Source organism: Pseudomonas sp. SJZ131 (assembly GCF_007828705.1).
GTDB lineage: Bacteria > Pseudomonadota > Gammaproteobacteria > Pseudomonadales > Pseudomonadaceae > Aquipseudomonas > Aquipseudomonas prosekii.
Genome location: NZ_VIVC01000003.1, coordinates 824,540 through 834,958, shown reverse-complemented (window position 1 = coordinate 834,958; position 10,419 = coordinate 824,540). Strand labels below are relative to the sequence as shown.

At 58.4% G+C, this 10,419-nt stretch carries 10 protein-coding genes; 8 read left to right on the top strand and 2 right to left on the bottom strand.

Features of this window, described 5'->3' with window-relative positions:
* Positions 1–320: 320 nt before the first annotated feature.
* Complete coding sequence (locus tag FBY12_RS18075; protein WP_145254537.1) at positions 321–1,541, bottom strand: CaiB/BaiF CoA-transferase family protein; 1,221 nt, start codon at positions 1,539–1,541, stop codon at positions 321–323.
* A gap of 13 nt (positions 1,542–1,554) precedes the next feature.
* Positions 1,555–2,736 (bottom strand): acyl-CoA dehydrogenase, encoded by a 1,182-nt coding sequence (locus tag FBY12_RS18070; RefSeq protein ID WP_121732519.1) that lies wholly within the window; start codon positions 2,734–2,736, stop codon positions 1,555–1,557.
* Positions 2,737–2,892: 156 nt separating this feature from the next.
* On the opposite strand from FBY12_RS18070, the gene FBY12_RS18065 reads away from it, so the two are divergent.
* The 8 genes from FBY12_RS18065 to FBY12_RS18030 all read left to right on the top strand — a co-directional run bounded on the left by FBY12_RS18065 (position 2,893) and on the right by FBY12_RS18030 (position 10,419).
* On the top strand, positions 2,893–3,792 hold the full coding sequence (locus tag FBY12_RS18065) for a LysR family transcriptional regulator (protein ID WP_145254534.1): 900 nt from the start codon (positions 2,893–2,895) through the stop codon (positions 3,790–3,792).
* A gap of 435 nt (positions 3,793–4,227) precedes the next feature.
* Positions 4,228–5,349 carry a Re/Si-specific NAD(P)(+) transhydrogenase subunit alpha gene (locus FBY12_RS18060; RefSeq protein ID WP_109502213.1) on the top strand — a complete coding sequence of 374 codons (1,122 nt, stop codon included), beginning with the start codon at positions 4,228–4,230 and terminating at the stop codon, positions 5,347–5,349.
* 15 nt (positions 5,350–5,364) lie between these two features.
* A complete protein-coding gene (locus FBY12_RS18055) occupies positions 5,365–5,688 on the top strand; it encodes an NAD(P) transhydrogenase subunit alpha (protein ID WP_007947884.1) in 324 nt (107 codons plus the stop codon).
* On the top strand, positions 5,688–7,124 hold the full coding sequence (locus tag FBY12_RS18050; RefSeq protein ID WP_145254531.1) for an NAD(P)(+) transhydrogenase (Re/Si-specific) subunit beta: 1,437 nt from the start codon (positions 5,688–5,690) through the stop codon (positions 7,122–7,124). Before FBY12_RS18055 ends, FBY12_RS18050 begins: the two co-directional genes overlap by 1 nt.
* Positions 7,125–7,314: 190 nt before the next feature.
* Positions 7,315–8,808 (top strand): acetyl-CoA hydrolase/transferase family protein, encoded by a 1,494-nt coding sequence (locus tag FBY12_RS18045; protein WP_145254528.1) that lies wholly within the window; start codon positions 7,315–7,317, stop codon positions 8,806–8,808.
* 319 nt (positions 8,809–9,127) lie between these two features.
* Complete coding sequence (locus tag FBY12_RS18040) at positions 9,128–9,343, top strand: DUF1127 domain-containing protein (protein ID WP_092275385.1); 216 nt, start codon at positions 9,128–9,130, stop codon at positions 9,341–9,343.
* 334 nt (positions 9,344–9,677) lie between these two features.
* The gene (locus tag FBY12_RS18035; RefSeq protein WP_101208949.1) at positions 9,678–9,995 is read left to right on the top strand and encodes a DUF2388 domain-containing protein; all 318 of its coding nucleotides are present in this window, start codon (positions 9,678–9,680) and stop codon (positions 9,993–9,995) included.
* A 106-nt stretch (positions 9,996–10,101) separates the two neighbouring features.
* Positions 10,102–10,419, top strand: coding sequence for a DUF2388 domain-containing protein (locus FBY12_RS18030; RefSeq protein WP_121732525.1), 318 nt, complete (start codon positions 10,102–10,104; stop codon positions 10,417–10,419).

Below are 10,419 nucleotides of genomic sequence, written 5' to 3'. Positions count from 1 at the left end.
CTTCAACAACTTCAACCACTTGCGCTTTCGATCTCTCGTTAGCGGGAGGCGAATTCTACAGCGTTACTCGCTGCTGTCAACCCCTCTTTTTCAACCCCCTTTCGCGCTTCGATGAACTGAAGCAACTCACTGCCGAAACCTGCGTAACTCATTGTTTACCAAGGAGTTTTCCGTTTCGACTGCGCCGGAAGTGGGGCGAATTATAGACTTCCAGAATCTGCCGTCAAGCGCTGATTTCGCTTTTCTATCAATAACTTGCGAAAACCCCGAAAACGCGCCAATTCCCTCTATATAGAAGCCCTTCTATATAGAAGCAATCCTCATAGCACCCCCGCCTCCTTAAAAGCAGCCACCGTCCCAGCACTCAAACCCAACACCCGCTGCAGCACATCCAGCGTGTGCTCACCCAACAGAGGCGGTGCGTTACGGTATTCAACCGGAGTCTCGGACATCCGGATCGGGCTCGCTACCTGCGGCACCATCCCGGCCAGCGCATGCGGCAGCTCGATAGCCAACCCGCGAGCCTGCACCTGCGGATCGGCAAACACCTGGGCCAGATCGTTGATCGGCCCACACGGCACGCCGGCCTGCTCCAGTTGCAGCACCCATTCAGCGGTCGTCTTGAACACCGTCGCCTGGCGGATCAGCGGAATCAGCACTGCACGGTTCGCCACCCGCAGCTTATTGGTGGCGAAGCGTGGATCGTCCGCCCACTGCGGCTGGCCCGCCACTTCGGCAAACTTGCGGAACTGCCCGTCATTACCCACGGTGAGGATGAAGTCGCCGTCCGCTGTAGGAAAATCCTGATACGGCACGATATTCGGATGCGCATTACCCAGACGTTTAGGCGCATTGCCCGTTGTCAGGTAGTTCATCGCCTGATTCGCCAAACAAGCCACCTGCACATCCAGCAACGCCATATCGATGTGCTGACCGCCGCCGTCATGATCGCGATGCGCGAGTGCGGCCAGAATTGCCACCGTCGAGTACAGCCCAGTGAGAATGTCTGTCAGCGCAACACCGACTTTCACCGGACCCGCGCCGTCATCGCCTTCAGGTCGCCCGGTCAGGCTCATCAAGCCGCCCAAGCCCTGAATCATGAAGTCATAACCCGCGCGCTTGGCATACGGGCCGGTCTGACCAAACCCGGTGATCGAGCAATAAATCAGATTCGGATTGATCGCCCTGAGCGATTCGTAGTCCAGCCCATACGCCGCCAGGCCACCAACCTTGAAGTTCTCGATCAGAATGTCCGACTTCGCCGCCAGCTCACGCACCAGCTTCTGACCTTCAGCACGAGTGAAATCGATAGTCACAGATTGTTTGTTGCGATTGGCCGACAAGTAATAGGCGGCCTCGCTGGTGTTCTCGCCATAGGCGTCTTTCAGAAACGGTGGCCCCCAGGCGCGCGTGTCGTCGCCATTGCCCGGGCGCTCGACCTTGATGACTTCGGCGCCGAGGTCGGCGAGGATCTGCCCGGACCACGGCCCGGCCAGCACCCGCGATAAATCCAGTACCCGTAGATGCGAAAGCGCGCCCATGGCCGTTCTCCTGTTAATAGAACGCCTGGATGCCGGTCTGCGCGCGACCAAGGATCAGCGCGTGCACGTCATGCGTACCTTCGTAGGTATTCACCACTTCCAGATTGACCAGGTGACGAGCGACACCGAATTCATCGGAGATACCGTTACCGCCCAGCATGTCGCGAGCCATGCGCGCGATGTCCAGGGACTTGCCGCAGGAGTTGCGTTTCATCATCGAAGTGATTTCGACCGCCGCGGTGCCTTCGTCCTTCATACGACCCAAACGCAGGCAGCCTTGCAGCGCCAGGGTGATTTCGGTCTGCATGTCGGCCAGTTTCTTCTGGATCAACTGAGTAGCCGCCAGCGGCCGACCGAACTGTTGACGATCCAGCGTGTATTGGCGCGCGGTGTGCCAGCAGAATTCGGCAGCACCCAGTGCGCCCCACGAGATGCCATAACGCGCGGAATTGAGACAGGTGAACGGTCCTTTCAAACCGCGCACATCCGGGAAGATGTTCTCCTCAGGGACAAACACGTTGTCCATGACGATTTCGCCAGTGATCGATGCGCGCAAACCAACCTTGCCGTGAATCGCCGGAGCGCTCAGGCCTTTCCAGCCTTTCTCCAACACGAAACCACGAATATCGCCGGCATCGTCCTTGCCCCAGACCACGAACACATCAGCGATCGGGCTGTTGGTGATCCACATTTTGCTGCCGGTCAGACTGTAGCCGCCGTCGACTTTACGTGCGCGGGTAATCATCGCGCCCGGGTCGGAGCCGTGGTTCGGCTCTGTCAGACCGAAGCAACCGATCCACTCGCCGGAAGCCAGTTTCGGCAGATACTTCTGTTTTTGCGCTTCGGTGCCGAATTCGTTGATCGGCACCATGACCAGCGAGGACTGCACGCTCATCATCGAGCGATAACCGGAGTCGACGCGCTCGACTTCACGGGCAATCAAGCCGTAGCTGACGTAATTGAGGCCGCTGCCACCGTATTCCTCGGGAATGGTCGCGCCCAGCAGGCCCACGTCGCCCATCTCGCGGAAGATTGCGATGTCGGTCTTCTCATGACGGAAAGCTTCGAGCACACGCGGCGCGAGCTTCTGCTGAGCGAATTGCTCGGCGGTGTCGCGAATCATGCGTTCTTCTTCGGTGAGCTGTTGATCCAGCAGCAGTGGATCGATCCAGTTGAAGCTAGCTTTGCCGGCCATGAGTGAGTCCTCTCGAATCGGGTCAAATAACGTGGACTGATCCTAGGCCCGGCTCGGCGATCCGGCAAACGAGGATTTTGCATACTGTTGTGCTAATTTCTCACTCCGAACATCGCGAAAGCTCCTAAATGCGATGAATGAGTGAGGTTCAGGTACATGCGCAGGAAAATCCCCAGCACCACGGCGCTGATCAGCTTCGAAGCCGCCGCGCGCCACGAGAGCTTTACCAAGGCTGCGCAGGAACTTTCCCTCACCCAAGGGGCGATTTGCCGACAGATCGCCAGCCTTGAGGACTTCCTCAGCGTCGAACTGTTCCGACGCTCGCGGCGCGGGGTAAAACTGACCGAAGCGGGACTTTCCTACAGCCGCCGCGTCGCCACGCAACTGGATGCCGTGGAGCGCGACACTTTGTCGGTCATGGGCCAGCAAGGCGCCAACGTGATCGAACTGGCGGTAGTGCCGACCTTCGGCACTCAATGGCTGCTGCCAAGGCTCAAGGATTTTCAGCAGCAACATCCGGAAGTGACGGTCAATCTGACCAACCGCACCCGGCCATTCCTGTTCGCCGACACTGAGTTCGACGCGGCGATCTATTTTGGTGATGCCGATTGGTCGGGTACCGAATCCCACAGGCTGATGGGCGAAAATCCGATGCCGGTGTGCAGCCCCGCCCTACTGGGGAAGAAGACTCTTCTGACATCCAGCGAAATCGCCGAACTGCCATTGCTGCAACAAACCACTCGGCCCTACGCCTGGCGCCAGTGGTTCAACTCGCAAAACCTCAACATCCCCCGCGACATGACAGGTCCGCGTTACGAGCTATTCTCCATGCTTGCGCAAGCGGCCATGCATGACATGGGTATCGCGTTGATTCCGCCATTCCTGATTCAGCGTGAGCTGGCCGAGAAGCGCCTGGTGATTGCCAACCCGCAGGCACTGTCGAGCATCAAGGCGTATTACCTGATGATTCCCGAGCGAAAGGTCGAATCCGCTTCTTTAAGGGCTTTTCGCGACTGGCTGGTAAATCAGGCACACGGCTACAGCCTAGAAGAGTGAAGGCTTCGGCCGATTAGCTGACCCCGTAGTCAGCAAACTCAGAACCCTACAGATGTAAGTATTTGTCGCATATTCATAGACTGTACTTGCAAGCAGTACAAACGTCCCACAAGCGCCTGTGGACGTGGCCTTCAGCCTCTATTGGCGAGCAATGCCAGCTCATTCACCGCGCCGATGTGTAAATTCTTCAATTTCGACCAGAATCCTTACAGGGCACAGTCTGCAAGGGATTGCGCCGGTTAGTTGCGACATTCGGTCACGGGGTGACTTGTAGTTAATTTTCCGTCACCCGTCATAATCCCTTGATGGGCACAAAGTTCGCCTGCAAAATGCCGCGCCCCGCCCTGATTTGGCGGGATCGTGCTGATCGGCCGCCCCAGTCGCACCATCCGAAGTGCCTGGGTTTACTCAATAAGATCACGCAGGAGATTTGACGTGCACATTGGTGTTCCTCTCGAAACCCAAACGGGTGAAACACGGGTTGCTGCAACCCCGGAAACCATCAAGAAACTGATCGGCCAGGGTCATAAGGTCACTGTGCAAAGCGGCGCCGGCGTTAAAGCCAGCGTTGTCGACAGTGCTTATGAAGCGGCAGGCGCAACCATTGGCAGCGCCAACGATGCGTTTGGTGCCGAGCTGATTCTCAAGGTGGTCGCCCCCAGCGACAGCGAGCTGGCGCTGATCAAAAGCGGCACCGTTGTGGTGGGCATGCTCAATCCGTTCAGCAATGAAACCATCGCCAAACTGGCCGAATGCGGCATTACTGCGTTTGCTCTGGAAGCCGCGCCGCGCACCTCCCGCGCACAAAGTCTGGATGTGCTGTCGTCGCAAGCAAACATCGCCGGTTACAAAGCCGTGTTACTCGCCGCGCACCACTATCCGCGCTTCATGCCGATGCTGATGACTGCTGCGGGCACCGTGAAAGCGGCGCGCGTGCTGATTCTCGGCGCCGGTGTTGCCGGTTTGCAGGCGATCGCTACAGCGAAACGCCTGGGTGCGGTGATTGAAGCGTCGGACGTGCGTCCGGCCGTGAAGGAGCAGATCGAATCCCTCGGCGCCAAGTTCGTCGACGTGCCCTACGAGACCGATGAAGAGCGCGAATGCGCAGTAGGTGTCGGTGGTTACGCGCGGCCAATGCCGGCGAGCTGGATGCAGCGCCAGGCCCTGGCCGTGCACGAACGCGCGAAGCAGGCTGACATCGTCATCACCACCGCGCTGATTCCCGGCCGCAAGGCGCCGACGCTGTTGAGCGCGGACACCGTCGCGCAGATGAAACCCGGCTCGGTAGTGATCGACCTCGCTGCGGCTCAGGGCGGCAACTGCCCGCTGACCGTGGCCGATCAGGTTGTCGTCGAAAATGGCGTGACCATTTGCGGCCCGACCAACCTCGCCGGTGAAGTCGCCGCAGACGCCTCGGCGCTGTACGCCCGCAACTTGCTGGACTTCCTCAAGCTGGTTTTCAACAAGGAAGGCCAGTTTGAAGTGAACCTCGAAGACGACATCGTCGCCGCGTGCCTGATGTGCCGCGACGGCCAAGTCATCCGCAAAAACGCCTAAGCAGGGATTCAGACGATGGAAGAGCTTATCTCCCCCGGTATCTACAACCTGATCATCTTCGTGCTGGCGATTTATGTCGGTTATCACGTGGTCTGGAACGTTACACCTGCGCTGCACACGCCACTGATGGCGGTGACTAACGCCATTTCGGCGATCGTCATCGTCGGCGCCATGCTGGCCGCCGCTTTGACCGTGACGCCACTGGGCAAAACCATGGGCACCCTGGCGGTGGCGCTGGCGGCGGTCAACGTCTTCGGTGGCTTTCTGGTCACCCGCAGAATGCTTGAGATGTTCAAGAAAAAAGCCCCGAAAGTCGTAAAAGAAGAGGCGCCCAAGTAATGAGCATGAACCTTGTCACGACGCTCTACTTGATCGCGTCGATCTGCTTTATCCAGGCCCTCAAAGGCCTGTCGCACCCGACCACCTCGCGGCGCGGCAACGTCTACGGCATGCTCGGCATGGCGCTGGCGATCCTCACCACCGTCGGCCTCATCTATAAGCTCGGCGCTGAGCTGGCTACGGCCGGCATCGGTTACGTCATCGTCGGTTTGCTGGTCGGCGGCACCGCCGGCTCGATCATGGCCAAACGCGTGGAAATGACCAAGATGCCGGAACTGGTCGCTTTCATGCACAGCATGATCGGCATGGCTGCGGTGTTCATCGCCATTGCTGCGGTCGTCGAGCCGCAATCGCTGGGCATCGTCAAGCAGCTGGGCGACGCGATTCCGGCGGGCAACCGTCTGGAGCTGTTCCTCGGCGCAGCCATCGGTGCGATCACCTTCTCCGGCTCGGTCATCGCTTTCGGCAAGCTCTCGGGCAAGTACAAGTTTCGTCTGTTCCAAGGCGCGCCCGTACAGTTCGGCGGTCAGCACAAGCTGAACCTGGTGCTGGGCCTGGCGACATTGGCGCTCGGCATCACCTTCATGCTGACCGGCAACCTCAGTGCCTTCGCGCTGATGCTGGCTCTGGCGTTCGTGCTCGGCGTGCTGATCATCATCCCGATCGGCGGCGCGGACATGCCGGTTGTGGTGTCGATGCTTAATAGCTATTCCGGCTGGGCGGCGGCGGGTATCGGCTTCTCGCTGAACAACTCGATGCTGATCATTGCCGGCTCGCTGGTCGGTTCGTCGGGCGCGATCCTCTCCTACATCATGTGCAAGGCGATGAACCGCTCGTTCTTCAACGTGTTGCTCGGTGGTTTCGGCAGCACTGCAGACGCGGCTGGCCCGGCGGGTTCGAAAGAAGCGCGTCCGGTGAAATCCGGTTCGGCTGATGACGCAACCTTCCTGCTGACCAACGCCGACACCGTGATCATCGTTCCAGGCTATGGCTTGGCGGTGGCACGCGCGCAGCACGCGCTGAAAGAGTTGACCGAGAAGCTGACCCATCGCGGCGTGACCGTGAAGTACGCGATCCACCCGGTTGCCGGACGGATGCCCGGCCACATGAACGTCTTGCTGGCCGAGGCCGAAGTGCCTTACGACCAAGTGTTCGAGATGGAAGACATCAACTCCGAGTTCGGCCAGGCCGACGTGGTGCTGGTGTTGGGCGCCAACGACGTAGTCAACCCGGCGGCGAAGAACGATCCGAAATCGCCAATTGCCGGCATGCCGATTCTGGAAGCGTTCAAAGCCAAGACGATCATCGTCAACAAGCGTTCGATGGCCAGCGGTTATGCCGGCCTGGACAACGAACTGTTCTACCTCGACAAAACCATGATGGTCTTCGGCGACGCGAAAAAAGTCATTGAAGACATGGTCAAAGCCGTCGAGTAAAACCTGCTTCAGCGCAACACCAGAAACCTCAGCCTTTAGTAGGCTGGGGTTTTTTTATTGCTGCCAATTCCCCCGCGAACCCGACCAAAGGCTCTAAATCAGGGCTTGGCATTCGACCATGGTAGCGGGACGGATTTTCTGCAAATCACTAGACTGCGTACCTTGCTTTCGTTGCCCGAGATAACAATCCATGTACCGTGACCGTATTCGCTTGCCTTCGTTGTTGGATAAGGTGATGAGCGCCGCCGACGCTGCCGCTCTGATCGAGGACGGCATGACCGTCGGCATGAGCGGCTTTACCCGCGCCGGCGAAGCCAAAGCCGTGCCCCACGCATTGGCCGAACGCGCCAAGATCACTCCGTTGAAAATCACTCTTATGACCGGCGCGAGCCTGGGCAACGACCTCGACAAACAACTGACCGAGGCCGGCGTACTGTCGCGGCGCATGCCGTTCCAGGTCGACAGCACGTTGCGCAAAGCGATCAATGCCGGCGAAGTGATGTTCATCGACCAGCACCTGTCGGAAACCGTCGAGATGCTGCGCAACCAGCAACTGACGCGGCCGGACATCGCGGTGATTGAAGCCGTGGCGATCACCGAGCAGGGCCATATTGTGCCGACCACGTCGGTGGGCAACTCGGCGAGCTTCGCGATCTTCGCCAAGCAGGTCATCGTCGAGATCAACATGGCGCACAACCCGAATCTGGAAGGGTTGCACGACATCTATATCCCGACCTACCGCCCGACCCGCACGCCGATTCCTTTGGTGAAAGTCGATGACCGGATTGGCAGCACCGCGATCCCGATCCCGCCGGAGAAGATCGTAGCGATCGTCATCACCAATCAATCCGACTCGCCGTCGACCGTGCTGCCACCGGACGTCGATACTCAGGCAATCGCCGATCATCTGATCGACTTCTTTAAAGAAGAAGTGGCCGCCGGGCGCATGACCAACAAACTCGGGCCGTTGCAGGCCGGGATCGGCACCATCGCCAACTCGGTGATGTGCGGCTTGATTGATTCGCCGTTCGAAGACCTGACCATGTATTCCGAAGTGTTGCAGGACTCGACATTCGACCTGATCGACGCCGGCAAACTGAGTTTCGCCTCAGGCAGCTCTATCACCTTGTCGGCGCGGCGCAATGCCGATGTGTTCGGCAACCTCGAACATTACAAAGACAAACTGGTGCTGCGCCCGCAGGAAATTTCCAATCACCCGGAAGTGGTACGGCGCCTGGGCATTATCGGGATTAACACCGCGCTGGAATTCGACCTGTACGGCAACGTCAATTCCACCCACGTCTGCGGCACGCGGATGATGAACGGCATCGGCGGCTCGGGCGATTTCGCGCGCAATGCGCACTTGGCGATCTTTGTAACCAAGTCGATTGCCAAGGGCGGCGCGATCTCCAGCGTGGTGCCGATGGTCAGCCACGTTGACCACACCGAGCATGACGTCGACATCCTCGTCACCGAGATCGGTTTGGCTGACTTGCGCGGCTTGGCGCCGCGCGAACGGGCGCGGGCGGTAATCGACAACTGTGTGCACCCGGACTATCGCCAGGCACTGGACGACTATTTCACCGCTGCATGCGCAATCGGCGGACACACCCCGCACATCCTGCGCGATGCCCTGCGCTGGCACATCAATCTGGAAGAAACCGGGCGAATGCTGGGGGTCTGATACAGCTGAAGAACAGCTGACGCAAATACAGTTGCGTCAGCGCGTTCTTGCAATACACCTTCCCGACAAAAACTGTACTGCTGTACCGGTCATTTCCTTCCGACTTTGCCTACAAATTCGCCATCACAAACCGAAAATGCACACATATAGTGCAGACAGGTACAGTTGCCTCAATTTCGACCAGCACACCCCCTATAAACAGTTAACTGGTCACTCACAATACAAGTGAACTGTATCTAGGGAGACTGGCCAAACGAGAGGATCATTGGCACCAGTTAAACCACTACCTAATCCCGCCACAAGCGGAAGGATGTCAACCATGGAACGTACACTCAGTTCCGAACTGTTCTTCGAAGATACCGCTGCAAAAACCCAGGCTTCCATGCCTCTTCGCGTTTTCGCCAACCTGATGTTGTGGCAACGCCGCATTACCAGCCGCCACCAATTGGCTCGTCTGGATTCGCGTCTGCTGGCTGATGCCGGGATTAGCGAAGCACAACGCTACGAAGAGCTGAGCAAGCCGTTCTGGCGCTAAATCAGCGTCGCTGGCTCTGACCTGCAGGTCGACCGCCAGCAACCCGAATTGAACAAACAAGACCCGTCGTGGGAAACCACGACGGGTTTTGTCGTTTCAGGGCTTTGAAAGGCGAAATAAGTACAGTTTCAATAATTATCATATTGACCAGTACACTTCGACAGACGCTATCGGTGAAGCCTTACACATAACCATTTCGTCTCGCCAAGCTGTTCGAATCCATACTCCCCAGCCTAATATCCCGTCAGAACGTGGCGAACGCGGCATTGCTGGCGTCTGACTGTTCAGACACTGCGCCACCTCTCAATCGGTTTCATCCACAGGAGTTACCCCCATGTCCCGTCTTCGTCTGTTGAGCGCTGCAGCCCTGTTCGCCGTTGCCGCCAGTGCGCACGCTTCGAGTTTCATCGTGACCACCGATGCCGTTGTCGGTGCACTCAAATCCAGCTCCGACGCTACCTCCGATCTTTCTTCCTCACTGCGCGACAACAAAATCGTGCGCGCCGCGCGTGACGATGCCGCCAGTTTCGTCGCCAGCAACGGCGACATTCGTGGGGTGAAACTGGAAAGCGCGTTCGACGAAATCCGCCATCAAGCGCCTCAGTTGAATGCCAGCGACGCCCAGTTGGCTCAGGCCATCCTGGCCATCTGATCCGCGTTTGCAGACGGGGCACGCAAGTCGTGTCCCGATGTTGCAGCGCTGGCTCTGGTCCGGGCATTGCGCTAGCCTTGGGACTCGCTTTCAGCTAACGAGTCTCATGCGTTTTCTTCCAAATTGTTTACTCATTCCCGGTGTGGCGCTGGCCTGCTGGACGGGTTCGGCGTACGCCTTTGATGCTTTTAATCTGTCCACCCAAGGTGTTGTGGTCAGCGGTTATGCCACCAGCATGGTGACCTCCGCGCCCTTCGACCATAAACTGCTGGTCGCCGCTCAGGATGATGCTGCGGCATTCATTGCCAGTGACGGCCAACTGCGAGGAGCACAGCTGGAATCCGCGCTGGATTATCTGCGTCGAGCCCAGCCAAAACTTCATGCCAGCGACCTTGAACTGGCGCAGGCAATTCTCGTCCAATAG